The 23,472-nt window shown below is 69.4% G+C and carries 24 protein-coding genes; 18 read left to right on the top strand and 6 right to left on the bottom strand.

Annotation, left to right across the window (positions count from 1 at the left end):
• Nucleotides 1–2 precede the first annotated feature (2 nt).
• The 11 genes from DFW101_RS08690 (at nucleotide 3) to DFW101_RS08740 (ending at nucleotide 12,265) form a co-directional block, all read left to right on the top strand.
• The gene (locus tag DFW101_RS08690) at nucleotides 3–707 is read left to right on the top strand and encodes a TIGR04282 family arsenosugar biosynthesis glycosyltransferase (RefSeq protein ID WP_009181135.1); all 705 of its coding nucleotides are present in this window, start codon (nucleotides 3–5) and stop codon (nucleotides 705–707) included.
• 176 nt (nucleotides 708–883) lie between these two features.
• On the top strand, nucleotides 884–1,636 hold the full coding sequence (locus DFW101_RS08695; RefSeq protein ID WP_009181136.1) for a PTS system mannose/fructose/sorbose family transporter subunit IID: 753 nt from the start codon (nucleotides 884–886) through the stop codon (nucleotides 1,634–1,636).
• Between the two features lie 58 nt (nucleotides 1,637–1,694).
• Nucleotides 1,695–2,018, top strand: a complete 324-nt coding sequence (locus DFW101_RS08700; RefSeq protein ID WP_009181137.1) for an HPr family phosphocarrier protein — start codon at nucleotides 1,695–1,697, stop codon at nucleotides 2,016–2,018.
• Between the two features lie 89 nt (nucleotides 2,019–2,107).
• The gene (gene ptsP / locus DFW101_RS08705; RefSeq protein ID WP_043642793.1) at nucleotides 2,108–3,889 is read left to right on the top strand and encodes a phosphoenolpyruvate--protein phosphotransferase; all 1,782 of its coding nucleotides are present in this window, start codon (nucleotides 2,108–2,110) and stop codon (nucleotides 3,887–3,889) included.
• Between the two features lie 81 nt (nucleotides 3,890–3,970).
• Nucleotides 3,971–4,435: an SsrA-binding protein SmpB gene (gene smpB, locus DFW101_RS08710; protein WP_009181139.1), complete on the top strand. Its 465-nt coding sequence runs from the start codon at nucleotides 3,971–3,973 to the stop codon at nucleotides 4,433–4,435.
• Nucleotides 4,436–4,563: 128 nt separating this feature from the next.
• On the top strand, nucleotides 4,564–5,082 hold the full coding sequence (locus DFW101_RS08715; protein ID WP_009181140.1) for a hypothetical protein: 519 nt from the start codon (nucleotides 4,564–4,566) through the stop codon (nucleotides 5,080–5,082).
• Between the two features lie 5 nt (nucleotides 5,083–5,087).
• Nucleotides 5,088–6,476: an FAD-binding oxidoreductase gene (locus tag DFW101_RS08720; RefSeq protein WP_009181141.1), complete on the top strand. Its 1,389-nt coding sequence runs from the start codon at nucleotides 5,088–5,090 to the stop codon at nucleotides 6,474–6,476.
• Nucleotides 6,477–6,478: 2 nt separating this feature from the next.
• Entirely contained in the window at nucleotides 6,479–7,666 is a 1,188-nt protein-coding gene (locus DFW101_RS08725) for a (Fe-S)-binding protein (RefSeq protein WP_009181142.1), read from the top strand.
• A 234-nt stretch (nucleotides 7,667–7,900) separates the two neighbouring features.
• Complete coding sequence (gene secA, locus DFW101_RS08730; RefSeq protein WP_009181143.1) at nucleotides 7,901–10,414, top strand: preprotein translocase subunit SecA; 2,514 nt, start codon at nucleotides 7,901–7,903, stop codon at nucleotides 10,412–10,414.
• Nucleotides 10,415–10,632: 218 nt separating this feature from the next.
• Nucleotides 10,633–11,487: a flagellar motor stator protein MotA gene (gene motA / locus DFW101_RS08735; protein ID WP_009181144.1), complete on the top strand. Its 855-nt coding sequence runs from the start codon at nucleotides 10,633–10,635 to the stop codon at nucleotides 11,485–11,487.
• On the top strand, nucleotides 11,474–12,265 hold the full coding sequence (locus DFW101_RS08740; RefSeq protein WP_009181145.1) for an OmpA/MotB family protein: 792 nt from the start codon (nucleotides 11,474–11,476) through the stop codon (nucleotides 12,263–12,265). The genes motA and DFW101_RS08740 overlap by 14 nt, the downstream gene beginning before the upstream one ends.
• A gap of 323 nt (nucleotides 12,266–12,588) precedes the next feature.
• Here the strand turns inward: DFW101_RS08740 and DFW101_RS08745 are convergent, their stop codons facing one another.
• The 3 genes from DFW101_RS08745 to DFW101_RS08755 form a co-directional block, all read right to left on the bottom strand.
• A complete protein-coding gene (locus DFW101_RS08745; protein ID WP_009181146.1) occupies nucleotides 12,589–12,885 on the bottom strand; it encodes a hypothetical protein in 297 nt (98 codons plus the stop codon).
• 94 nt (nucleotides 12,886–12,979) lie between these two features.
• Nucleotides 12,980–13,546: a hypothetical protein gene (locus DFW101_RS08750; RefSeq protein WP_009181147.1), complete on the bottom strand. Its 567-nt coding sequence runs from the start codon at nucleotides 13,544–13,546 to the stop codon at nucleotides 12,980–12,982.
• Between the two features lie 140 nt (nucleotides 13,547–13,686).
• Nucleotides 13,687–14,646: a LysR family transcriptional regulator gene (locus DFW101_RS08755; protein WP_009181148.1), complete on the bottom strand. Its 960-nt coding sequence runs from the start codon at nucleotides 14,644–14,646 to the stop codon at nucleotides 13,687–13,689.
• Between the two features lie 146 nt (nucleotides 14,647–14,792).
• Here DFW101_RS08755 and DFW101_RS08760 point away from each other — a divergent pair, with 146 nt between their 5' ends.
• From DFW101_RS08760 to DFW101_RS08770, 3 genes are all read left to right on the top strand, one after another.
• Nucleotides 14,793–15,527, top strand: a complete 735-nt coding sequence (locus DFW101_RS08760) for a sulfite exporter TauE/SafE family protein (RefSeq protein WP_009181149.1) — start codon at nucleotides 14,793–14,795, stop codon at nucleotides 15,525–15,527.
• Between the two features lie 222 nt (nucleotides 15,528–15,749).
• The gene (locus tag DFW101_RS08765; protein WP_009181151.1) at nucleotides 15,750–17,117 is read left to right on the top strand and encodes an aldehyde dehydrogenase family protein; all 1,368 of its coding nucleotides are present in this window, start codon (nucleotides 15,750–15,752) and stop codon (nucleotides 17,115–17,117) included.
• Nucleotides 17,114–17,359, top strand: a complete 246-nt coding sequence (locus tag DFW101_RS08770; protein WP_009181152.1) for a hypothetical protein — start codon at nucleotides 17,114–17,116, stop codon at nucleotides 17,357–17,359. Before DFW101_RS08765 ends, DFW101_RS08770 begins: the two co-directional genes overlap by 4 nt.
• Here the strand turns inward: DFW101_RS08770 and DFW101_RS08775 are convergent.
• From DFW101_RS08775 to DFW101_RS08785, 3 genes are all read right to left on the bottom strand, one after another.
• The gene (locus tag DFW101_RS08775) at nucleotides 17,343–18,083 is read right to left on the bottom strand and encodes a hypothetical protein (RefSeq protein WP_009181153.1); all 741 of its coding nucleotides are present in this window, start codon (nucleotides 18,081–18,083) and stop codon (nucleotides 17,343–17,345) included. The genes DFW101_RS08770 and DFW101_RS08775 overlap by 17 nt on opposite strands.
• Before the next feature lie 669 nt (nucleotides 18,084–18,752).
• Nucleotides 18,753–19,061: a hypothetical protein gene (locus DFW101_RS08780; RefSeq protein WP_009181154.1), complete on the bottom strand. Its 309-nt coding sequence runs from the start codon at nucleotides 19,059–19,061 to the stop codon at nucleotides 18,753–18,755.
• 201 nt (nucleotides 19,062–19,262) lie between these two features.
• Nucleotides 19,263–20,339 carry a tetratricopeptide repeat protein gene (locus tag DFW101_RS08785; protein ID WP_232286201.1) on the bottom strand — a complete coding sequence of 359 codons (1,077 nt, stop codon included), beginning with the start codon at nucleotides 20,337–20,339 and terminating at the stop codon, nucleotides 19,263–19,265.
• 147 nt (nucleotides 20,340–20,486) lie between these two features.
• Between DFW101_RS08785 and DFW101_RS08790 the strand changes: the two genes are divergently transcribed.
• The 4 genes from DFW101_RS08790 (at nucleotide 20,487) to DFW101_RS08805 (ending at nucleotide 23,443) form a co-directional block, all read left to right on the top strand.
• Nucleotides 20,487–20,963 carry an EF-hand domain-containing protein gene (locus DFW101_RS08790; RefSeq protein WP_009181156.1) on the top strand — a complete coding sequence of 159 codons (477 nt, stop codon included), beginning with the start codon at nucleotides 20,487–20,489 and terminating at the stop codon, nucleotides 20,961–20,963.
• Between the two features lie 64 nt (nucleotides 20,964–21,027).
• The gene (gene argJ / locus DFW101_RS08795) at nucleotides 21,028–22,227 is read left to right on the top strand and encodes a bifunctional glutamate N-acetyltransferase/amino-acid acetyltransferase ArgJ (RefSeq protein ID WP_009181157.1); all 1,200 of its coding nucleotides are present in this window, start codon (nucleotides 21,028–21,030) and stop codon (nucleotides 22,225–22,227) included.
• Nucleotides 22,228–22,299: 72 nt separating this feature from the next.
• Nucleotides 22,300–22,962, top strand: coding sequence for an HD domain-containing protein (locus DFW101_RS08800; protein ID WP_009181158.1), 663 nt, complete (start codon nucleotides 22,300–22,302; stop codon nucleotides 22,960–22,962).
• Nucleotides 22,963–22,966: 4 nt separating this feature from the next.
• Nucleotides 22,967–23,443 (top strand): metallophosphoesterase family protein, encoded by a 477-nt coding sequence (locus tag DFW101_RS08805; RefSeq protein ID WP_009181159.1) that lies wholly within the window; start codon nucleotides 22,967–22,969, stop codon nucleotides 23,441–23,443.
• The last annotated feature ends 29 nt before the right edge of the window (nucleotides 23,444–23,472 follow it).

Genomic DNA, 23,472 nt, shown 5'->3' on the forward strand with positions numbered 1-23,472 from the left:
GCATGGACGTCCGGCTGCTCGTGTGCCTCAAGGCCCCCCTGCCCGGGCTGGTCAAGACCCGGCTGGCCGCCGGCATCGGCCCGGAAGCGGCCCTTGGCGCCTACCGGGCCATGGTGGCCGACGTCCTGGCCGCGGCCGACGCCTCGGGCCTGCCGACGACCCTCCACTTCGCCCCGACGGATGCCCTCCCGGCCGTGCGCGACCTGTGCGGCCGGGATCGAACGTACCGGCCCCAGGCGGCCGGCGACCTCGGGGCGCGCATGGCCGGGGCCCTGGCCGACGCCTTTGCGGCCGGGGCCGGGGCGGCGCTCCTGGTCGGCGGCGACCTGCCGCTCTTGACGGGCAGTCTCCTGGCCCGGGCGGCCGGGCTCCTCGCCACGGCCGACGCGGTCCTCGGCCCGGCCACCGACGGCGGCTACTACGCCATCGGCTTCACCCGGGCCGGCTTTTGCCGGGAGGCCTTTGCCGACATGCCCTGGAGCACCCCGGCCGTGGCCGGGCGGACGCTGGCCGTCCTTGGCCGGACCGGCCGGCGGGTGGCCCTTTTGCCCGCGCTTCCGGACTGCGACACCCCGGCCGACCTGGCCGCCCTGTCCCGGCCGCCCTGGCGGGAGCTGCTTGCCGGCACGGCCTTTGGCGCTTTTCTGGCGGCCCTGCCCCGCGATTCGTTTGACCACAACCCGGCCTATCGTTTATCCATGCCATAAACGGCCGGGGGCATGGCCTGCCCTTGTGGACGGCCTGGCGCGGAAAAACGGCCCGCCCGGCATTTTTGGATGGCCCGGCCCTGTACGGCAGCCCGGACAGGACGTACTGGTCGGCTGGCGCTTGGCCGCGCCGGACAGGGAGACGAGAGGCCGGCACGCGGGGAGGCGGTGCGCGTTTGGGGGAAAAAAGCGGAGAACTCGACGCCAGGACCCTTGTGTCCTGTTTTTTGCGTTGCTACCTGATCGGGGCCGCCTACAACACCCGTGGGCTGCAGCACGTCGGCCTGGCCTATGCCATGGAGCCGGGGCTCACCGTCCTCTATCCCGATCCGGACCTGCGAAGCCGCATCTTTGACCGCTACTTGAACCTCTACAACACCCATTTTTTCTGGACACCGCTTCTGGTCGGCCTCTTTTTGTCCCTGGAGGTCAAGATCGCCCGGGGGGTGGTGCCGTCGGAGATGCTCGACAGCGTCAAGACCACCACGGCGTTTACCCTGTCGGCCATCGGCGACACGTTTTTTTCCGCCAGCATCATGGGCCTGTGGGGGCTTTCCGCCGCCTGCCTGGTGGCCTGGGGCCATTACGGCCTGCTGGCGGCCCTGACGGCCGCCCTGTTCCTGGCGGCCCAGGTTTTCAAGGCCATGACCTTCCGGGCCGGCTACCGGGAAGGTTTCCATGTGCTCAGGAGGCTCAAGCGCTGGGATCTGGTCAACCTCGGCCGCAAGGTCAAGGTGGCCAATGCCGCGCTTTTGACCGTGTTCTGGATTCTCGCCCATCCCCGGGCCGGGACGCCCTCCCTGGCCGACGCGGCCCTGGTGGTCGTGCTGGCGGCCTGGGCCGCGACCCGACCGTCGGTGTCGCGGGAATTGGCGCTCTTGGCCCTGGCCGCCGGCTGGGTGCTCGTGCGCTCCATGTGGCCGGCCTGAGCCCCCGGCGAAACGCCCCGGCCAAAAACCGGGCCAACCCCCGCCAACGCGGTGGACAATGACCAACCAAACCTCATACGCCGAGTCCCAGGCCCAAAACGACATCCTGCCCCGGGACGGCGGCTTTTCCCTGCGCGTCCGGGTCTTAAACGACCAGGGCCTCCACGCCCGGCCGGCCGCCCGCCTGGCCCAGGAAGCCCAGAAGTTCCCTTGCGACATACGCCTCGTGCACGGCGACGAGGCCGTGGACGCGAAAAGCATCCTCGACATCCTGACCCTGGCCGCCGGCCACGGCAGCGAGCTGGAACTGCGGGCCAACGGCCCCGAGGCCGAGGACGCCCTGACCCATCTGGGGGCCCTCATCCGCAACCGATTCAAGTAGGCCGCCCCGGCATGACACCGCAAGAACCCACCGGGCGCGCGCCCGACATCCCTCCCCAGGCACGGCGCGCCCCAAGGACAACCCCGGACATGGCAACCCTCAAAGGCATTCCGGTCTCGGCCGGCATCTCCATCGGACGGGCGTTTTTCCTGAACCGTTCGGGCGTCGGGCCCCTGCCCCGCCAGACCCTGGCCGAGTCCCTGACCGAGGCCGAGACCGTCCGCCTGGACAAGGCCTTCGAGCAGTTCGGCCTGGAGATCGACCAGGCCCGGGAGCGGATTCCGGCGGAGCTCAAGGAACACGGGCTCATCCTCGACTCCCATCTCATGATCTTGAAAGACCCCAAGCTCGCGGGCGCGGCCAAGAAATACATCCGCAGCCTGCGCATCAACGCCGAATGGGCCCTGGACAAGGCCGTGGACGACCTGGAAAAGGCTTTCGCGGCCCTGGACGACCCCTATTTCCGCGACCGCATCCAGGACGTGCGCACCGTGGCCGGCCGGGTCCAGGCCCGGCTCACCGGCCAGGCCAGCGAAATGAAGGCCATCGAGAACCGGGTGGTCCTCATGGCCCACGACATCTCCCCGGCCGACACGGCCACGCTCCAGACCGACAAGATCATGGCCCTGGTCACGGTCCAGGGCGGCAAGACCTCCCACACCGGCATCCTGGCCCGGACGCTCGGCATCCCGGCCGTGGTCGGGGTGACCGAGCTCGAACGCGAGGTCCGCGACGGCGACCTGGTGGTGGTCGACGGGCTGCGCGGGGTGGTGGTCCTGTCTCCCGGCGAGGCGGAGCTCGAGCGGCTCTCCGACCTCAAGTACCAGTTCGAGGCCTACCAGGCCGGCATCATGCGCGGCTGCCACCTGCCGGGCGAGACCATCGACGGCTACCGGGTCAAGGTCAAAGCCAACATCGAGATGCTCGAGGAAGTGCCGACCGTGGTCAACAACGGCGGCGAAGGCATCGGCCTCTACCGGACCGAGTATTCCTACATGAACCGGTCGAAGCTGCCGACAGAAGAAGAATTATACCAGGAATACCTGGATCTTGCCACCATCATGTCGCCCCGGCGCGTCACCCTTCGCACCCTGGACGCCGGGGCGGACAAGTTCGTCTCCACCCTTGGCGCCCTGGACGAGCGCAACCCGGCCCTCGGGCTTCGGGCCATTCGCCTGTGCATGCGCCACCGCGACATCTTCAAGACCCAGCTGCGGGCCATCCTCAGGGCATCGCTCGCCGGCAACGTCTCGGTCATGTTCCCCATGATTTCGGGCCTGCGCGAAATCCGCCAGGCCAAGGCCATGCTGGCCGAGGCCAAGGCCGAGCTGCGCCAGGAAGGCAGCCGGTTCGAGGCCGACATGCCGGTCGGCATCATGATGGAGCTGCCCTCGGCTGTGATGATCGCCGAGATCCTGGCCCGGGAAGTGGATTTTTTCAGCATCGGCACCAACGACCTCATCCAGTATTCGCTCGGCATCGACCGGACCAACCGTTACGTCTCCCACATGTACCAGCCGCTGCATCCGGCCGTGGTCAGGAGCATCAAGCACGTGGTCGACGCGGCCCACCAGGCCGGCATCGAAGTGAGCCTTTGCGGCGAGATGGCCTCCGATCCCTTTTGCGTCCCCATCCTCATGGGCATGCAGATCGACTGCATAAGCCTCACCCCCCAGGCCATCCCCGGCATCAAGCGCATCATCCGGCAGGCCACCATGGACGATTGCAAAAAACTGCTTAAATTGGTGCTGGAAAGCCCCTCGGTCAGCCGGACCAACGCCCTTGTCCAGGAAACGATCTTCCGCCAGTTCCCGGACGAGTTGATGTTTTATTCCTCGCTCCTGGACCGCGAGGACGGGCCGGCCCACTAGCGCCGGGACGTGCCCCGTTTTTCACTGGCAGGACGCGGGGAAAACACGTATCAGTCGAATCCTCGCAGCCAAAAGGACGCCATGTCAGCCAAAGAATCCGGCGAGAAACTGATCGCCCAGAACAAAAAAGCCAGGCACCTCTACGAATTCATTGATAAATACGAAGCCGGCCTGGTGCTTGTCGGCACCGAGGTCAAATCCTTGCGGGCCGGCCACATCAGCTTCAAGGACGGCTACGTGAAGTTCACCGCCACCGAGGCCTTTCTCGTCGGCGTCCACATCGCGCCCTACGAAAACGCCGGCCAGGACGGCCACGACCCGGAACGGCCGCGGAAACTTCTCCTGCACGCCGCGGAAATAAACACCCTGCGCGCCAAGGTGGAGCAGAAAGGCCTCACCGTCGCGCCGGTGCGGGTGTATTTCAAAAACGGCAAGGTCAAGGTGGAGATCGCCCTTTGCCGGGGCAAGAAGACCTTCGACCGCCGCGACGACCTGAAAAACCGGGACCTGGCCCGGGACGCGGCCAGGGAGCTGGCCAGGCACTAGTCCGGCCGCCGGTCGCCGCGCGCCGCGCCCCGGGTGGCCGGACGGCCGCCTCCGCGGTCGATGCGGCAAACGGCGCATCGGGCCGGGGCAACGGCAGCCCGGCCGCGGGCGCCACGAGGAGTCGTTCCATGGTTTTGCACCGACACGCCCTGCTTTTTGCGCTGCTCCTGTGCCTTTTGGCCCCTGCCCCGGCCCGGGCCGGCCAGGCCACCGAGGCCGACGAGCGCGTGGACGCCTTTCTGGACGAGACGGCCGGCCTCTTCGGTCCGACCGAGGCCGACGTGGTGCAACGCCTCGGCCCTCCCCGAGACCGCCAGGCCATGCCCTTCACCAGCCCCCACGACGACGCGCCCTACGAGATCATCACCCTCGCCTACGACGGCCTGTCCGTGTCGCTTTACAGCATGGAAGGCGGCGCCCGGCAGTTCTTCCACCAGATCCGCGTCACGGCGGGTCCGGCCTGCTTCGCCCGCAAGATCTGCCTGGGCACGCCCCGGGAACGCCTGACCGCCGCCCTGGGCGCCCCCGAGGACGTGGAGGACAACGTCTGGCGCTATTCCGACATGAGCGGCTTCAACGAACTGTCCTTCACCATCAACGACAAGGGCGCCATCGACTCCATGACCTGGACGGCCGAGGCGGATTGAGGCGGATGACCGGCTCCCCCCCCCTTTCCCCGGCCGCCCGCCGCTTCCTGGCCCAGTGCTTCCCCGGCGACGCGGCCGTCACCTCGCCCGAGGAGACCCTCGTCTACGGCACCGACGCCTCGCGCCGGTTCGCTCCGGCCTCGGCCGTGGTCCGTCCCGAAACCCTCGAACAGGTCCGGGAACTGCTGGCCTTCGCCCAGGCCGAGCGCATCCCCATCCTGCCGCGCGGCCGGGCCACCAACACCGTGGGCGACTGCGTGCCGGTCACCGGCGGCATCGTGGTCTCGACCGCGCGTTTAAACCGCATCCTTGAGATCGACGCCCGGGACTTCGTGGCCGTGGTCGAACCCGGCGTGGTCACCGGCGACCTCCAGGCCGCCCTGGCCAAGGAACGGCTTTTCTACGCCCCGGACCCGGCCAGCGTGAAGTTTTCCACCCTCGGCGGCAACGCCGCCACCTGCGCCGGCGGCATGCGGGCCGTCAAGTACGGCGTCACCCGCGACCACATCCTCGGCATAGAGGCCGTGCTGCCGGGCGGCGACCTCCTGGTGGCCGGCGGCCGGACCCACAAGAACGTGGTCGGCCTGGACCTGACCCGGCTGCTGGTCGGCTCGGAAGGGACGCTCGCGTTTTTCACGAAACTGACGGTCAAGCTCCTGCCCCTGCCCGTGGCCACGGCCACCCTGGCCGTGGCCTATCCGACCGTGGACGCGGCCCTTTCCGCCGCCGACGATGTCTTTCGGGCCGGCATCCTGCCCGTGGCCCTGGAGCTGCTCGGCCGGGAGGCCATGCAGGCGGTGGCCGCCATCGCCGCCGTGCCCTGGCCGGACGCGGCCGGGGCCGCGCTGTTCATCCGGGTCGACGGTTCCCCCGAGGCCGTGGCCGCGGACCTGCGCCTGCTCACCGCGGCCACGGCCCCGGCCGGCCCGGTCTGGAGCCAGGCCGCGGCCACGCCCGAGGCCGAGGAGCCGCTCTGGGAACTGCGCCGCCTGCTCAATCCCGCGTCCTTCAAGGCCGCGCCGGACAAGATCAGCGACGACGTGACCGTGCCGCGCGGCAGGCTTCGCGAGGCCGCCGCCGGCATCGCGGCCATCGGCCGGGAACAGCGCGTGCGCATCCTGGTCTTCGGCCACATCGGCGACGGCAACCTCCACGTCAACATCATGCACGACGCGGCCGTGGCCGACGAACGCGACCGGGCGCTCACCGCCCGCGAACGGGTCCTCATGCTGTGCCTGGGGCTTCGGGGCACCCTGTCCGGCGAACACGGGGTCGGGCTCTCCAAGCTCCCCTTCCTCGACCGCCAGCTCGACGCCACCCACCGGACGATCCTTAGCCGGATCAAGGCCGTGTTCGACCCGGCCGGCATCATGAATCCCGAGAAGGCCTATTAGACGTGCCAAGCGAACTCGCCCCCGTCCACTGCCTGCACGGCCAGGGCCGCCGGCCGGAATGCATCCTGTGCGGCCGCTGCTTGTCCGCCTGCCCCCTTTTCGCGGCCACCGGCCGCGAGGAGCTGTCCCCGCGCGCCAAATTCTTCCTGGCCCGGGCCGTGGCCGAAGGCCGGGCCGATTTGTCCAAAAAGGCGGCCGACCTCCTGGCCACGGTCTGCCTGTCCTGCGGCAAGTGCGAAAACGCCTGTCCGCTCGGGCTTTGCGGCCCGGATCTGGTGGCCGAGCTGCGGGCCGCGCATCCGGGGTTCGCCGGATTTCTGTGGAAGCTGTGGATCGAGCAGGCCGGGCTCATGTGGCCGGTGGCCCGTTCGCTCTCGCGCCTCCTGCCCGGCAACATCCCCATCGAAGCCGTGGCCCAGGCCAAAAGCGCCATCGAGGCCATGGGCTCGGGCCGGGCCCCCAGGCCGTGGCTCTTTCCCCGGTCCTTCGACCAGGGCCATGCCGGGAAAAAGGCCGTCATTTTCGCCGGCTGCGTGGCCGAGCACGCCAACCCGCGCTGGAAGGACGCCGCCCGGCGCCTTTTGGCCGGCCTTGGCGTCACGGTGCTCCCGGACCCGGGGTTCACCTGCTGCGGCTGCACGCTCGGCCACGCCGGAGCCCCGGACGCCCAGGCCGCCATGCAGCAGCACAACATCGAGGCCTGGCGCAAGGCCGGCCGGCCGCTGATGGTCGTTTTCTGCGCCACCTGCCGTTGCGGCCTGCGGGCCTATGCCCGCAAGGACCTGGGCCTTTCCATGGACGAGCTTGGCCTCTGGCGCGAAAATCTCGTGTCCCTGGCCGAACTCATGGGCGACACCGATTTCACGGTGGGCGAGGCCGCGCCCCCGGCCGTGCGCTACCACCGCCCCTGCCACGGGGCCGGCGGCAACCAGGACTTGGCCTTTTTGCGCCGGGCCATGGGCGAGCGGCTGGTCTTTCGCGAAAGCGAGACCCCGTGCTGCGGCTTCGGGGGCCTGACCAAGCTCACCTCGCCGGAACTCTCCGAAAAGGTGGCCGCCCACGCCCTGGCCATCTACCAGCCCAAGCCCGGCGAGCAGATCGTCACCGGCTGCGCCGGCTGCGTGACGCAACTGCGAAGCGCCGCCCCGGGCGACGTCGCCGTCGGCCACTGGCTGGAACTTGTGGGCTGACGCCGCCGGCCGGCCATGGTATGCAGGCCCCGGGGCGCGGACGCGCCTTCGCCTGCGCCAGACGCACGTTTCCCCGCCTGTTGCGGCTCTCCCGGCCCCGTCCGCACCATGCGCCCCAACGTCGAACCCTCCGACGCCCGCCGACCGGGCACCGGAACACGGGCCGCGGCAAAATACCCGTCTGACCACACTATCCGCCGCATCGCCCCATAGATCAGAGAAGGAGCTCCCTGTATGTTGAAAGCCATTGCCCGAAAGATCGTCGGGTCGCGAAACGAACGCTATCTGAAAAGCCTGCGCCCCCTCGTCGAAGCCATAAACGCCTTCGAGCCCCAGGTGCAGGCCCTGTCCGACGACGCCATGCGCGCCCGGATCGTGGAGTTGCGCCAGGAGGTGGCGGCCGGGAAAGCCCTGGACGACATCCTGCCCGAGACCTTCGCCCTGGTGCGTGAGGGCTCGGTCCGGTCGCTCGGCATGCGCCACTTCGACGTGCAGCTGATCGGCGGCATAACCCTGCACCAGGGCAAGATCGCGGAGATGAAGACCGGTGAAGGCAAGACGCTCGTCGCCACCCTGCCCATCGTATTAAACGCCCTGTCCGCCAAGGGCGTGCACCTGATCACCGTCAACGACTACCTGGCCAAGCGCGACGCCGCCTGGATGGGCAAGCTCTACAATTTCCTCGGCCTTTCCGTCGGCGTCATCGTCCATGGCCTCGACGACGCCGAGCGGCAGGCCAACTACCGGGCCGACATCACCTACGGCACCAACAACGAGTTCGGCTTCGACTACCTGCGCGACAACATGAAGTTCTACAAGGAACAGCTCGTGCAGCGGGAACTCAACTTCTCCATCGTCGACGAAGTGGACTCCATCCTCATCGACGAGGCCAGGACGCCGCTGATCATCTCCGGCCAGGCCGAGGATTCCTCCACGCTCTACGCCCGGATCGACGCCTTCATTCCGCTTCTGCGCAAGGAAAAAGACTTCACCATCGACGAAAAGGCCCGGACCGTGCTTTTGACCGAAGACGGCGTGGCCCGCATGGAAGATGTCTTAAAGATCGACAACCTCTACGACGCGGCCAACATCACCTTCCAGCACCACGTGCTCCAGGCCTTGAAAGCCCACCATATCTTCCAGCGCGACGTGGACTACGTGGTCAAAGACGGGCAGGTGCTCATCGTCGACGAATTCACCGGCCGGCTCATGCCCGGCCGCCGCTACTCCGACGGCCTGCACCAGGCCCTCGAAGCCAAGGAGCACGTGGAGGTCGAGGCCGAAAACCAGACGCTGGCCACCATCACCTTCCAGAACTATTTCCGGATGTACAAAAAGCTCGCCGGCATGACCGGCACGGCCGACACCGAGGCCGTGGAATTCCGGGAAATCTACGACCTGGAGGTCATCTCCATCCCCACCCACCGGGCCATGGTCCGCAAGGACTTCCCGGACCTGGTCTACAAGACCCAGCGGGAGAAGTTCGAGGCCATCGCCCACGACGTGAAGGAGCTTCACGAAAAAGGCCAGCCGGTCCTGGTCGGCACGGTCTCCATCGAGAAGTCGGAACTCCTGTCCGGCCTGCTGCAAAAAACCGGCGTGCCCCACGACGTCCTAAATGCCAAGAACCACGAGAAAGAGGCCGAGATCGTGGCCCAGGCCGGCCACTCCGGCCGGGTGACCATCGCCACCAACATGGCCGGCCGCGGCACGGACATCGTGCTCGGGCCGGGCGTGACCGATCTCGGGGGCCTGCACATCCTCGGCACCGAGCGCCACGAGTCCAGGCGCATCGACAACCAGCTGCGCGGCCGTTCCGGCCGCCAGGGCGACCCCGGCTCCTCGCGCTTCTACCTGGCCCTCGACGACGACCTGATGCGCCTTTTCGGCTCGGATCGCCTCAAGGGCCTCATGGACAAGCTCGGCATGGAAGACGGCGAGCCCATCGAGAACCGCATGGTCTCCCGGGCCATCGAGAACGCCCAGAAACGGGTCGAGGCCCACAACTTCGAAATCAGAAAGCAGCTCCTCGAATACGACAACGTCATGAACCAGCAGCGCGAGGTCATCTACTCCCGCCGCCGCCAGCTCATGGAGACGTCCACCCCCGAGACGTTCGCCTTGGACTATATCGAGGACATCGTGGACGAGATCTTTGTCCCGCTCGAAGCGGCCAAGGGCGCCCCGGACGCCGAGAGCCTGGAGGTGGCCCGGACCCAGATCGAGGACCTCCTGGACCTGAAGATCGACCTGGCCACCGGCGACGCGGCCGAGAAGCAGGCCGTCCTCGACGCGGCCAAAAGCCGCCAGCAGAACCTGTCGGACATCGCCGGCGACCACTACAAGGAAATCGCCCGCTATTTTCTCCTGGACACCCTGGACCGGCACTGGAAGGAGCACCTCCTGTCCATGGACCACCTGCGCGACGGCATCGGCCTGCGCGGCTACGGCCAGAAGGACCCCAAGCAGGAATACAAGCGCGAGGGCTTCGAGCTCTTCCAGCAGCTCATCTACAGCATGCGCGACGCGGCCATCCGGGCCCTGTCCCGGGTGCAGATCCGAAGCGAGGTCAAGGAACAGGAGTTCCAGCACAAGGACGAGACGGCCAACCTCAAGTATTCCGCGGCTGAGCCAGCCGAGGAAGGCAAGCCGGAGCCCAAGCGGCGCCACGAGCCCAAGGTCGGCCGCAACGATCCCTGCCCCTGCGGCAGCGGCAAGAAGTACAAGAAATGCTGCGGCGCGAAATGACAAAGATGCCTCCGGCGGCCGGGGGGGATCATCCCCCCCGGACCCCCTGGACGGGGGCGAGCGGCGGGCCGCCGGCTCCCCTTGCCCGTGGGGCCGGTTTTTTTTACACCTAGGGGCAGGCGCCCGTCGGGCGCGTTCACCAGACACTATTCGCCAGGAGGCCCCGGCCCCCTGGCGGTGAGCACGGGCGGCCCGTTCGCGCGCCCACGCGGTGGGTCATGTTCGTCATCATCGGCATCGTGGTGGTCCTTGGCTCCGTCTTCGGCGGGTTTCTCCTCGAAGGCGGCCATATGGCCGTGCTTTTTCAGCCCATCGAACTCCTCATCATCGGGGGAGCCGCCCTTGGCTCCTTTTTCATTTCCGCGCCCAAATCCATCGCCCTTGGCACCTTCAAGCACGTTTTGCACGTCTTCAAAGGGAAGGAGCCGGCCGCCGCCGACTACCAGGACCTGCTGACGCTGCTCTTCGAACTCATCAACATCGCCCGCCGCGACGGCATCGTGGCCCTCGAGCCCCACGTGTCCAAGCCCGAGCAGTCGGCCACCATCAACCGCTATCCCAACATCGCCAAGAACAGGCAGCTGGCCTATTTCATCTGCGACAACATCAAGGCGCTTCTCTCCGAAGGCATCGACGCCCACCGCTACGACGACCTCATGCGCACCGACATCGCAACGCTCCACCACCACGCCATGATCGCCCCCGGCGCCGTGACCAAGGTGGCCGACGCCCTGCCCGGCCTTGGCATCGTGGCCGCGGTCCTCGGCATCGTGCTGACCATGGGCAAAATCAACGAGCCGCCGGAAGTCCTCGGCCACAGCATCGGCGCGGCCCTGGTCGGCACCTTTCTCGGCATTCTCTTAAGCTACGGCTTCGTCGGCCCCATGGCCAGCAACCTGGAATACCAGGCCAAGGCCCAGCAGCACATGCTGCATGTGGCCAAGGAAGTCCTGGCCGCCTTCAACTCCGGGTTTTCCCCCATGCTTTCGGTGGAAATGGGCCGCCGGGCCATCCCGGACGACGTGCGGCCGACCATGGAAGACATGGAAGGAGCCCTGCGTGGCAAAAAATAGCGACGGCAAGACGGTCGTCATCTACCGCGAATCCGACGAGGGACACGGCGGCCACCACGGCGGCTCGTGGAAGGTGGCCTACGCCGACTTCGTCACGGCCATGATGGCCTTTTTCCTGCTCCTGTGGCTGGTGGTGTCGCTCAAGCCCCAGCGCAAGCAGGAGCTGTCCCTGGTCTTCCAGGACAAGAACGTGCCGAGCAAGGAAAAGGTCCAGAACCTGGAAAAGGTGCCGACCTTCATCAGCCCCGACGCCATCAAGGGCAGCCCGGAATTCAAGCTGTCCCAGGAAAACAAGCTCAAGTACGAAATCGCCCTGCTGATAAAGGAGCTCATCAGCTCCGATCTGAGCGTCAAGAACAACTCCGGGGTGAGCAACGACTCCTCCGGCGTGCTCATGCAGGTCAACAACTCGGTGATGTTTCGGACCGGCTCGGCCGAACTGACCCCGGCCGCGGCCAAGGTCCTCGACGGCGTGGCCAGGATCCTGCAAGACTTCAAGATCAACCTGACCGTGCGCGGCCATGCCGACGACGAGGAGAAAGGCGGCCCCTACCCGTCCAAATGGGAGCTCTCGGCCGCCCGGGCCGCGGCCGCCACCCGGTACCTGGCCGAAAAGACCGGCATTCCGACCACGCGGCTTCGGGCCGTGGGCCTGGCCGACAGCCAGCCGCTGGTGCCGCCGACCTCGGCCGAGAACAAGGCCCGCAACCGGCGCATCGAATTCTTCTACACCAGTCCCGACATGCGCCCGGCCGAGCGGTCCCAGGACGGGCCGTAGGCCGGGGCAGGAGCTGGGACAGGAGCCGGGGAGAGCTGGGGGAGGAGAAATGCCTCCGGCGGCCAAAGGGCTTGGCCCTTTGGAATCCCTGGCCGGGTGCGGCGGATAGGGCCTGGGTCCCCCTGCCGTCCCGGGTGCCCGGCTTCCCGGCGACGTTGCGATGCGCCCCGGGCCGGGCAGCGCCCCACGCAAAAACGACAAGGCCGGGAGGTGTTCGTCTCCCGGCCTTTGTCGTGTCCCGCCCGCGTATCCGATATTTCGGCGCGGGCGGGGCTTTCTCCCGTGACGCGGGAAAACGCGCTGCGTCCCCGGCGGGCTCGGACCTAGGGCCCGATGTAGATGCCCGGGGCCGGAATGTAGACGTTGATCCCCGGCGGCGGCGGCACGGGCCGGCAGGCTCCGGCGCGCCACAGGGTGCCCGGCGGGCACGGACGCGGATAATAGTAGGCCGGCGGCGGGGGCGGCGGAGGCGGCGCGTACCCGTAGGGCATGCAGCCGCGCGGGCCGTCCCAGAAATAGCCCGGCGGACACGGCGGCCGGGCCTCGGCGTCGCCGGCCACCACGGCCACGGCCGCGAACACGAAGCCGGCCAGAAGGAACAGACAGAGCAATTTTCTCATTTTGCCTCCTCGCTTGGGCGAACGCCCGGCAGAATGCGCAATTTCTCCATTGCATCCTTGGCACAACCCCGGCCCCTTGGCAAGACGCCGCCCGTCACGGCTGTCCGCCGCCGAGGCTGATCTGGCGGACGATGGCCGCCACCCGCTCCTGGAGCTGGCCAAAGGCCTCCCGGTTCTTGCCGCCGCCCGACCGGACATAGGCGGCCAGCGCCTCGATGGCTTGCCGTTCGATCTCGTAGAACCCGATCAAAAGGGCCAGATCCGTTTTCTCCTGGTCGGAAAGCTCGCCCATGAGCCGGCCCCGGAAGGCGGCCAGGACCAGATCGGCATAGCGGGCCGCGTCGCCGAGGCTGGCCAGGGCCTGGTCCTTGGGCAAAAGCTTGTTCTCATAGCGGACGAAAATCCCGTCCAGGCTCTCGTGGCCAAGAACCAGACCCTGGCCGGCCAACATGCCGATGGCCTGGAGAAACACGTCCCGCCCGGCCTCGCGGCCCGGTTCGCGGCCCGGCTCCCGGGCAGCGAGGCCGGGCTGGGTACGGGGCGGCTGGGTCCCCAGCCGGGGCGGCGGCGCCGGAATCCGGCCCTGGGCCGCGCCCGGCACCGGCGGGCCAAGGAGGAGCAGGACCCCAAGGAGCAGGCAGGCAAGCCTTCCAACCGTCATGCAACGTCTCCCCATGGTTTTTTCGCCCTTCTACCCGCCCCGCCCGGAAAGGAAAAGCCGGCCAGTTCCGCGCCCCTCTCTCCGGGCCTGGACAAGAAGGAAAAAATGCATTCCCCCGTTGGGGTGGGTCCGGGAGGGGATCATCCCCTCCCGGCCGCCGGAGGCATCCCTCCTCTCCCTTCCCCTCCCAACCCCTCCCTCTCCTCCTGCGCCAACACACTCCGGACCGCTTCCACAAAGACGGCCCCGGCCCGGGTCAGGGGCCGGCCGGCCTGCCGCACCAGCATGACCGGCGCGTCGAGGGGTCTTCCGGCCCAGGGCAGGACGGCGAGAAGGCCCGCCTCCCGCTCACGGCGGACAGCCCGCCGGGGGGCCAGGGCCAGGCCCTGGCCGGCGGCCACGCACCGGATGACGATGGCCAGGCTCGTGCATTCGGTGAGGACGGCCGGGCCGGCGCCGGCCAGGGCCAGGGCGTTTTCCACCCGCCGCCGGGCGCTCCAGATCTGCGGCGTGACGAAGAGCTCCCGGCCGTCCAGGTCTTCGGGCCGGGCGGCCGCCCGGCCGGCCAGGTCGGAGCCGGGCGGGGCGATGACCACCAGCTCCTCCCGATGGATCTCGGTCACGAGGATACCCTCGGCCGCAAACGGCTCGCCAAGGACGAGGCCGAGATCCACGGCCCCCTGGCGGAGGTCCCGGGCCAGCCCCTGGCGGGAATGGGTGGCCAGGAGGAGCCGGGTGTGGGGAAAGCGGTCCCGGAACCGGGGCAGGACGGCCGGCACCAGGTCGAGGCCCAGGCTTTCGGACAGGCGCACGGCCAGTTCCGGACAGGCGTCGTCCTCGCCGCCAAGACCCAGCCGGATCTCGGCCTCGAGGTCCAGGAGCCGCCGGGCGTGGCCGACCAGCCGCCGGCCGTGCTCGGTCAGGATCGTTCCCGCCCCGGCCCGTTCGAAGAGCCTGACGCCGAGCGTCTCCTCCAGGCTGCGGATCTGGGTGGTCACGGTGGAGGGGGCCATGGCCAAGTCCTCGGCCGCCTGCCGGAAGGACGGGCCGGCGGCCGCGGCCAGAAACGTCCGCAACTGCCAGGGGTCGAGCATGTTCATCTTTTTCGAACGCCCCCTTTGGATCAAATCGTTTGCCCAGGCAATGAACAGTCTTTATGACTTTTGCATCTGTTTTGTAAATTCGAAGAAGGGGTCGGTCCGGGACCGGTCCCGACGCCTGGCCCCGAGCCCGGCCCGGAGTCGGAATGGACGCTTCGCTTCTCCTCGCCTTGACGGCCGCCGGCTTCGGCGCCGGCTTCACCCAGGGATTGGCCGGGTTCGGCTCGACGCTGGTCGCCCTGCCCTGTCTGATCCTGGTCATGGACCTGCGCCAGGCCACGCCCGTGGCCTGCATCCTGGCCATTGTCCTCAACGCCGTGCTGGCCTGCCGGCTGCGCGGCCACGTGCGGACCCGGGCCCTGGGGCTCCTCCTGGCGGCCTCCCTGCCGGGCATGGCCGTGGGGGCCTACGGCCTGCGGTCCCTGCCCGAAGCCTGGCTCAAGGGCCTCTTGGCCATGACCATCCTGGGCTATGTGGCCTGGTTCCTCCGCCGGTCCGGGCCGGCCCGGCGGGCGGACTGGAAGTTCGGCGTGGCGGCCGGGTTCCTGGCCGGAAGCCTCGGCGCGGCCATCGGCGTCAACGGCCCGCCGGTGGTGGCCTGGGTGTCGCGCCTCGGGATCGACCGCAACGCGGTGCGGGGGACCCAGACCGCCTATTTCTTCCTGGCCGGGATCGGGGTGGTGGCCTCGCAAGCCGCGGCCGGGCTGGTGACGGGGCAGGTGCTGGCCCGGACGGCCGTGGCCGTGCCGGCGCTCCTGGTCGGGCTCGCGGCCGGCATGGCCGGGTGCGGCCGCATCAGCGAGGCAGCGTTCGGCCGGGTGGTCCTCGTGGTCCTGGTGCTCACGGCCGCAAGCCTCCTGGCCCAGGTCGCGGCCGGCTGACCCCGGCCTTGGCTTGGCCCGGCAAAACAGGTAGGACAGGGGGCCAAGGAGGAGCCATGGCCACCCTGCCGATGCCAGATCCCGACAGCCTGCCGCCCGACGCCTCCGACTTTCGTGACGTGCCCCTTCCCGAAGGAACGCCGCCTCCCTTTTAACCCGAGGCCCCCTGCCACGCCGGCTTCCGCCGGCCCGGGCACGGTTGGCACCTCCACACCACCACCCATGTTTGTCAGCACCAATCCGGCCACGGGCCAGTCTTTCGCCCGCTATGCCGCCCACGACGCCCCGGCCGCGACGCGCCTCCTCGACGGCTGCGGCCGGGCCTTCGGCCGGTGGCGGGACACACCCCTGGCCGCGCGTCTGGACATCCTCCTCCGCCTGGCCGGGCTTTTCGAGGACCGGGTCCGGGACCTGGCGGTCCTCTCCAGCCGGGAGATGGGCAAGCTGTTGCCCGAAGCCGAGGCCGAGGTCCGGCGCTGCGCCCGGGTCTGCCGGTTCTACGCCAAGATGGCCCCGCGCTGGCTGGCCGACGAGCCGTATCCGGCCGAGACCGGCCGGCGTATGGTCGTCCACGAGCCGCTTGGCGTCATCCTGGCCGTCATGCCCTGGAATTTTCCCTACTGGCAGGTCATGCGGGCCGCGGCCCCGCTGCTCGCCTGCGGCAATGTCCTGGCCGTCAAGCACGCGGCCAACGTCACGGGCGCGGCCCTGGCCCTGGAGGCGCTTGGCCGGGAGGCCGGGCTGCCGGACGGGGCCTTGCGGGTGCTTTGCATCGAAAACGGGCTGGTGGCCGGGGCCGTGGCCCACCCGGCCGTGCGCGGGGTGACCCTGACCGGCTCGGCCCGGGCCGGGGCGGCCGTCGGGGCCCTGGCCGGGGCCCACATCAAGAAGGCTGTCATGGAGCTTGGCGGCTCGGATCCGTTCGTGGTCCTGGCCGACGCCAACCTCGGCGACTGCTGCGTGGCGGCCGAGTCGGCCCGGATGCGGGCCTGCGGCCAGGCCTGCATCGCGGCCAAGCGGCTCATCGTCGAGCAGCCACTGGTGGCCGCCTTCACCGAAAACCTGGCCGCCAGGCTGGCCGCCCACAGGCCGGGCGATCCCCTGGACCCGGCCACCACGGTCGGGCCGCTGGCCCGCGAGGATCTGCTCGAAAATCTCGACCGGCAGGTCCGCCAATCCCTCGAAAAGGGTGCCCGGCTGGTCCTTGGCGGCCACCGGCTGCCGCGGCCCGGCTTCTTCTACGCCCCGACCCTCCTCACCGACGTGCGGCCGGGCATGCCGGCCTTTGACGAGGAGCTTTTCGGGCCGGTGGCCGCCGTCACCGAGGCGGCCGACGCCGAGGAGGCGGTCCGGCTCGCCAACGCCACGGACTACGGCCTGGGCGCGAGCGTCTGGACGGCGGACACGGCCCGGGGCCTGGCCCTGGCCCGGCGTATCGAGGCCGGCATGGTGGCGGTCAACGCCGTGCCGCGCTCGGATTTCCGCCTCCCCTTCGGCGGGGTCAAACGGTCGGGCTACGGCCGGGAGCTGGCCCGGTCGGGACTGACGGAATTTTCCAACATCAAGACCATTGTCGTGGAGGACGCATGACGGGAACCGACGAGACGGACATCGCGGCCAAGGAAGCGGAATTGTCCGCCAGGATGGAAGCGCTGGCCGCGCGCAAGGCGGTCGTGGAAAAACAGGTGCGCGAACTCATGGCCGCCGAGGACCACAAGGCGGGTATTTCCCATGCCCAGGCCATTTTCGCGGCCAAACAGGAAAAGCTGGCCCTGGAGACGGAACTCGAGATCGCCCGGCGCCAGAAAAAACGGCTCACCATGTCCTTTTGACGGGGACCGGCCGGCCCGGCTCGGGCGTGCCCGGCCCCACTCCCGGCCGGACCCGCGGCCGGGACCCCGCCTCGGGCCGCCCAGGGCGGCCCGACACGGAAGTCGGCCGGCCCGACGACGCGGAATCGGCCTGGCGCAGGGCCTCGGCAGCCAGCGTGTTGACGCTGAAAAGCATGATGACCGCGTTTATGGCCGCGTCCCGCCGACACCGCCGCCGGGCCTCCAGCAGGACCGGCTGGAGGTGCGTCTCGATTTCCCGGCCCACCCGGCCGGCCACGGCCCGGAGCAGGGTCTGCGTCGCCGGGTCCAGCATGTCCGTGTCGCCTGCGGCAAAGATCAGGGACCGGGCCAGATGGGCGAAGGCCGTGGCGGCATCGCCGCCGGTCCGGCCGGCCGGGTCCGAGACAAAGCGCCTGAAAAAGGGGCAGGGCGCGTGGCCAAGCCCCGAGGCCAGCAGCCGGAAAGCGGCCTCCTGCCCGGTCTCCTCGATGATGGTGGTCACCCGGTCGTCGCGGCACGAGACCAGGACCTTCTGGTGGGAGACGACCTGGGAGAAGTACTCGAGGGTCGGCAGGACCGTGCGGGCCACCAGGCAGCGCTCCTCGGGCTCGGACCGTCGGCACAGCTCCTCCTCGCCGCAGGGATGCGCGCCCTCGGGCGCAACCGGTGTGGCGGGATCATAGCGGAATGACGACAGGCCCGGGGCCGCAACCAGAAATTCCATGGCATTCTCCTCGCGCAGCGGGATCTTCCCTACTCGCACTTGTGCTCGTGTCGCCGGCGGATGGCAAGCGGTTCGCTTTTCCCGGCCCCCCATTCCCTCTTCCCGCCCTGCCTCCGTCCGGCCCCGCCGCCCGGGAGCGGCGCGGGACAAAGATTTGTACCGCCTTGGCCCCCACACGGCTCCGGCCCGGCCGGCCGGGTGGCGGGGCCTTGGCCGATCCGCACGGCCTTCTGATCCTAATCGCATAAAATACAATAGTATTCAGAGAGCTCCCGCCCGGGTACAAAATCCTGAACACCCGTTGGCCGGGTGGCCGGGCCGGGTAAAAGCATTTGTACCGGTTGGGGGGCCAAAAACCGGCCCGGCCCGGGGGCCGGCAAGGCGCCTTGTGCATAAGTTCCTGTCATACCAACACATACTCGTTATTTTTTGAGTTTGGCACACCGGTTGCTACGGGTGAGGCATCCTTCCTCCGAAAAGGACATTTCAGAAAGCGGCTCCGGGATGGCGACCTGGAGCCGCTTTCTCGTTGTGGCCCTCCCCCGCTCGTCCTTCATGCCGGACAGCCCGGCCGCCGACCATGGGCGCTTCCCCCCCTTTTCCCGCGGTCGGCAAAAAAAAACGCCGCCCCGTTGCCGGAGCGGCGTGCGAAAGGCTGCGGCCGGGCCGCTACTGGACAGGATGCTTGTTGCGGCAGGCCCGTTCCACGCCCCAGGCCTCCTCGTCATGCTCGACCGGCATCAGGTTCGACACCATGCAGTTGAGCGCCAGCGGCGAATACTGTTTGCACTCGGGTGCGCCCGGCTCCTGGAAGCGGCACTTGCAGGCCCGGCGCATGAGCATGCCGCCGTCCCGGGAGGCAGCCTTTTTCGCGTAGAGCATGACGCACTCGGCGTAATTTTTCGGGGCGAATCCCTGGGCCGACGCCATGGTTGCCGTGCCCAGCACAACGATCAAAGCCAGAATGAAGCGTCCCATGCGGTCTCCTCGAAGGCCGTTTTCGCGACAGGCAAACGCCTGCCCCCTCGGCCATGACGCACCTTGTAAGAAATGGCCCGCTCCGTCAACCGGACCGCCGGTGGCGCGTCTCATAAAAAACACGATCGCGCCTTCCATCAAAACAGAGGCATGCAAGGCTGTTACGCGCAAAATCCCGGCGCCGGCTGGAACGGCGCGCCATCAGGGAGCCGGCGGAGCGGCCTGGGATCCGGACGGGGCGGCCCCCGGCGCAATCGAGCCCGGTGCGGCGGGCGTCGCCGCCTTGTGGCCGGGCCTGGCCCCAGGCCTGTCGGCGGCTTTCCCCCCGGCCGTGGCGTCCGCCTTCCCCGGTCCGGCCGCCTTGCCCTTGGCCGGCGGCAGCGTCCGGCCGGCCTCGCCGGTCGGCCGGGGCGGCAACTCCCGGGCGTTTCCCGGCACCGGCAGGCCCAGGACCTTGGCCGCGGCCGCGTTGCCCGGATCGATGGACAGGGCCCGTTCGTAGGCCCGCCTGGCTTCCTCGGGACGATCGGCCAGGCTCGCGGCCAGGCCCTCGTCCTCGGCCAGCCGGGACAGGAAAAACCGGGCATGGGCATCGTCCGGGCTGACGGCCAGGGCCTGGTCCCAGGCGCTTTTGGCCAGCCCGGCCTGGCCGAGCCGCCGGTAGACCAGGCCGAGGAGATCGAGGGCCGCGGTATTCCGCGGTTCGAGCTCCAGCGTCGCCTCCAGCTCCAGCCGGGCGTTGGCCGGGGCGTCGAGGCTCCAGTAGGCGAGCCCGGTCAGATACCGCACCAGCGGATCCGGGCTCTCGGACTCCTGGACCGCGGCGAGTTGCCCGAGGCCTTCGGCCAGATGGCCCTGGTCCAGGGCCGCAAGCCCAAGGCCGAGCCGGCCCCGGGCGTTTCCCGGGTCGGCCCGGACCATGGCCGCGAAGCGGGCCCCGGCCGCCGCCGGCCGGGCGTCCAAAAGCTCCAGGCAGCCAAGCGTCCACAGGGCGAAGAGATCGTCTCCGCGCGCGGCCACGGCCGCCTCCAGGACGGCGACCGCCTTTTGCGTCTGGCCCGAGGCGGCCAGGGCCAGGGCCAGCCGGCCCCGGGCGTAGGGGTTTTCCGGATCACGGGCGACCGCTTCGGCAAAGGCCTGGCCGGCCTGCTCGAACCGGCCCCGGTCCAGGGATTCCGTGCCGTAGAAAAGAAGGTCGTTGAGGCTCATGGCCGCCCGGGCCGGCGGGCCGGACAGGAGCAGCCCCAGGAAAAGGGCCGCGAGGATGGCGGGTTTCATGGGGTGGGGCTTGGCAAAGGGGCGCGGGCCTGTCAAGACCAGTATGGCCTGGCGGACCGGTTTGGTGTAGGAAATGGCCTGCGCCGCCGGCCGTCCGGCCCGGCCGGCGGTCCGGCTGCCGGCAATCCCCGGCCAAGGAGCACTGCCATGAAAATGTCCGCCCTGTCCCCGGTCCTTTTGTCCCTGGTCCTCCTCGGCGCCGGCTGCGCCGCGAAAAACGAGGCCCCGGCCCCAACCGCGCCCCAGACGTCCTATCCGTCGCCGGACTATCCGCCGCAAACGGCCGCGCCCCAGGCGCCCGTCCCGCCGGCCGAACGCACCGCCACCCCCCAGGCCGCCGCACCCGTGGCCCCGGCCACCCCGCCCATGGCCCCGGCCGGCGGCTCCCCGCGTCCGGACGGCCCGCCGCGTCCCGGCATGCTCTTCGACATGATGGACACGGACCATAACGGCCGGGTGACCCTGGAGGAATGGCGCGCCTTCCAGGACAAGGCCTTTCGCCGCATGGACAAGAACAACGACAACGTCCTCACCCGCGAGGAGATGGCCGCTTCGCTGCCTCCCCGCCGCGGGCCCGGCGGTCCCGGCGGCTCTGGCGGACCCGGCCCCCGGCCGGCGCCCTGAGGCCCGGGCGCCTTGCCGCCCGTGGCCCCTTTTCCTTTGACGCAGCCCATTTGAAGGAGCTTCCATGACCTCGCCCGTGATCCCCCTGCCCAAGGGTTTTTCCTTCGCCACCGCGGCGGCCGGCTTCAAGCACCCCGGCCGCGACGACCTGGCCCTGGTCGTCAGCGACGTGCCGGCCGTGGCCGCCGGCGTCTTTACCAAAAACCTGTTCCAGGCGGCCCCGGTCCTGGTGGCCAAAAAGCGCCTCTCCACCTCCGGCGGCCACGCCCGGGCCATCCTGGTCAACTCCGGCCAGGCCAACGCCTGCACCGGCCAGGGCGGCATCGACGACTGCCGCGAGACCCTCTCCCTGGTGGCCAAGGCCACGGACCTGTCGGCCGACGAGATCCTGCCGGCCTCGACCGGGGTCATCGGCGCGCGCCTGAAGCTCGACAAATGGAAGGCGGCCGTGCCGGCCCTGGCGGCGGGCCTCGGCCAGACCTCGCCCGTGGCCGTGGCCAAGGCCATCATGACCACGGACTCGTTCCCGAAGATCGCCTGGGGCACGCTCACCACCGACGCCGGCGAGGTCCGGGTCATGGGCATGGCCAAGGGAGCCGGCATGATCGCCCCCAACATGGCCACCATGATCGGCCTGCTCCTTTGCGACGCCAAGGTCGGGTCGCTGTGGTGGCAGGAGGCCGTGGCCGCGGCCGCGGACCGCAGCTTCAACAGCATCACCGTGGACGGCGACACCTCCACCAACGACTGCGTCCTGGCCCTGGCCAACGGCGCGTCGGAAGTGGCCATCGACTCGGCCGAAGGCCGGCAGGCCCTGCTCGGCGTCATGGTCGAGGTCTGCCAGGCGCTGGCCTACATGCTGATCCAGGACGCCGAGGGCGGCACCAAGATCCTGCGGGTCAAGGTCCAGGGCGCGGCCTCCCATGCCGAGGCCGAGCTGGCCGCCCGGGCGGTCGGCAATTCGCCCCTGGTCAAGACGGCCTTTTTCGGCCGCGACGCCAACTGGGGCCGGATCGTGGCCGCGCTCGGCCGGTCCGGGGCCAGCTTCGCCCCGGAGGACGTGTCTGTCCGCATCGGCGGGGTGGCGGTCTTCCAGAACGGCATGCCCGTGGCCGAGGACCTGGACGCGCTTTTGGCCCCGCACATGCGCCGGGGCGAGATCTCGGTGGACGTGGAGCTTGGCGACGGCCCGGGCCGCTACCTCCTTCTGGCCTCGGACCTGACCTACGACTACATCAAGATCAACGCCGACTACCGGACGTAGCGGCCCTCCCCGGCCGGCCCGCCCCCTTTCGCGACAGGGGCGGGCGGCCGGACCACGGAAAAAGAGTTTCCCATGACGACCCCCGACCACGGCACCGTGGACATGAGCGACCGGGACCGGCTGACCCGGCTGGCGGATTTCGTCTTCGAGGCCGGCATGCTGCGAAAGACCCCGCGCACCGGCTACCAGTTTCTGGGCTCCGGCGCGGAAAACGTGGCCGAGCACAGCTTCCGGGCGGCGCTGATCGGTTTCGTCCTGGCCACCGAGGCCGGGGCCGACCCGAATAGGACCATGGCCCTTTGCCTCTTCCACGACCTGCCCGAAGCCCGCACCGGCGATTTCAACTACGTCAACAAGCTCTACAACACCGCCGACCCCAGGCGGGCCCTGGCCGACGCCCTGGCCGGCACGGGCCTCTCCGCCACGGTCCTGCCGCTCCACGACGAGCTGGAGGCGGCCGTGACCCCGGAAGCCGCCCTGGCCCAGGACGCGGACCAGATCGACCTCATCGCCAACCTGAAGGAAGAGCTGGACCTGGGCAACCGCTACGCCGCCGCCTGGATCGACGCCGCCATGGCCCGGCTGCGCACCGACGCCGGCCGCCGGCTGGCCGGGGCCGTGGCCGCCACCGACCACACCGAGTGGTGGTTCAACGGCCCGGACCGGGAGTGGTGGAATCGCAAAAACGGCTGCGCCCCCAAGGGTTCCAAGGCCCCGAAGGCCCCGGAGGAATGACGCCGTGCGTCTGGCCGTCATCTCCGACACCCACCTGCGGGCCGCCACCCCCTGGTTCGAGGCGGTCTACGAAAAGTATCTGGCCCCGGCCGACATGGTGCTCCACTGCGGCGACCACACCGGCCACAGCCTGTGGGCCTCCCTGCTCCGGCACCAGGATTTCGCCTCCGTGGCCGGCAACTCCGATGCCTGGGACCTGGCCATGGAACTGCCGCCGCTCCTCGAACGCACCGTCTGCGGCCTGCGTCTGGCCGTGACCCACGGCTGGGGCCCGAGGCCCGGCCTGTCCGAGCGCATCGCCACGGCCCTGGCCGGCCGCTTCGACGTCATCTTCTTCGGCCACTCCCACACCATCGAGGACACCCGCTGCGGCCAAACCCGCCTCATCAACCCCGGGGCCCTGGAACCCGGCGGCAGCCTGGCCCTGGTCGACTGCGACGACGGGACGGGCATCCGCGACGTGGCGTTCGTGCGGGTGTAGGGAGAGGGAAGATGCCTCCGGCGGCCGGG

The sequence above is a fragment of the Solidesulfovibrio carbinoliphilus subsp. oakridgensis genome (genome assembly GCF_000177215.2).
Classification (GTDB): domain Bacteria; phylum Desulfobacterota; class Desulfovibrionia; order Desulfovibrionales; family Desulfovibrionaceae; genus Solidesulfovibrio; species Solidesulfovibrio carbinoliphilus.

What these genes read in the sequence shown, in the direction of transcription:
- DFW101_RS08690 (WP_009181135.1), top strand. Translation starts at nt 3, where the DNA reads ATGGACGTCCGGCTGCTCGTGTGCCTCAAGGCCCCCCTGCCCGGGCTG.
- DFW101_RS08700 (WP_009181137.1), top strand. Translation starts at nt 1,695, where the DNA reads ATGACCAACCAAACCTCATACGCCGAGTCCCAGGCCCAAAACGACATC.
- ptsP (WP_043642793.1), top strand. Translation starts at nt 2,108, where the DNA reads ATGGCAACCCTCAAAGGCATTCCGGTCTCGGCCGGCATCTCCATCGGA.
- smpB (WP_009181139.1), top strand. Translation starts at nt 3,971, where the DNA reads ATGTCAGCCAAAGAATCCGGCGAGAAACTGATCGCCCAGAACAAAAAA.
- DFW101_RS08715 (WP_009181140.1), top strand. Translation starts at nt 4,564, where the DNA reads ATGGTTTTGCACCGACACGCCCTGCTTTTTGCGCTGCTCCTGTGCCTT.
- DFW101_RS08720 (WP_009181141.1), top strand. Translation starts at nt 5,088, where the DNA reads ATGACCGGCTCCCCCCCCCTTTCCCCGGCCGCCCGCCGCTTCCTGGCC.
- secA (WP_009181143.1), top strand. Translation starts at nt 7,901, where the DNA reads ATGTTGAAAGCCATTGCCCGAAAGATCGTCGGGTCGCGAAACGAACGC.
- motA (WP_009181144.1), top strand. Translation starts at nt 10,633, where the DNA reads ATGTTCGTCATCATCGGCATCGTGGTGGTCCTTGGCTCCGTCTTCGGC.
- DFW101_RS08745 (WP_009181146.1), bottom strand. Translation starts at nt 12,885, where the DNA reads ATGAGAAAATTGCTCTGTCTGTTCCTTCTGGCCGGCTTCGTGTTCGCG.
- DFW101_RS08750 (WP_009181147.1), bottom strand. Translation starts at nt 13,546, where the DNA reads ATGACGGTTGGAAGGCTTGCCTGCCTGCTCCTTGGGGTCCTGCTCCTC.
- DFW101_RS08755 (WP_009181148.1), bottom strand. Translation starts at nt 14,646, where the DNA reads ATGAACATGCTCGACCCCTGGCAGTTGCGGACGTTTCTGGCCGCGGCC.
- DFW101_RS08760 (WP_009181149.1), top strand. Translation starts at nt 14,793, where the DNA reads ATGGACGCTTCGCTTCTCCTCGCCTTGACGGCCGCCGGCTTCGGCGCC.
- DFW101_RS08765 (WP_009181151.1), top strand. Translation starts at nt 15,750, where the DNA reads ATGTTTGTCAGCACCAATCCGGCCACGGGCCAGTCTTTCGCCCGCTAT.
- DFW101_RS08770 (WP_009181152.1), top strand. Translation starts at nt 17,114, where the DNA reads ATGACGGGAACCGACGAGACGGACATCGCGGCCAAGGAAGCGGAATTG.
- DFW101_RS08775 (WP_009181153.1), bottom strand. Translation starts at nt 18,083, where the DNA reads ATGGAATTTCTGGTTGCGGCCCCGGGCCTGTCGTCATTCCGCTATGAT.
- DFW101_RS08780 (WP_009181154.1), bottom strand. Translation starts at nt 19,061, where the DNA reads ATGGGACGCTTCATTCTGGCTTTGATCGTTGTGCTGGGCACGGCAACC.
- DFW101_RS08785 (WP_232286201.1), bottom strand. Translation starts at nt 20,339, where the DNA reads ATGAAACCCGCCATCCTCGCGGCCCTTTTCCTGGGGCTGCTCCTGTCC.
- DFW101_RS08790 (WP_009181156.1), top strand. Translation starts at nt 20,487, where the DNA reads ATGAAAATGTCCGCCCTGTCCCCGGTCCTTTTGTCCCTGGTCCTCCTC.
- argJ (WP_009181157.1), top strand. Translation starts at nt 21,028, where the DNA reads ATGACCTCGCCCGTGATCCCCCTGCCCAAGGGTTTTTCCTTCGCCACC.
- DFW101_RS08800 (WP_009181158.1), top strand. Translation starts at nt 22,300, where the DNA reads ATGACGACCCCCGACCACGGCACCGTGGACATGAGCGACCGGGACCGG.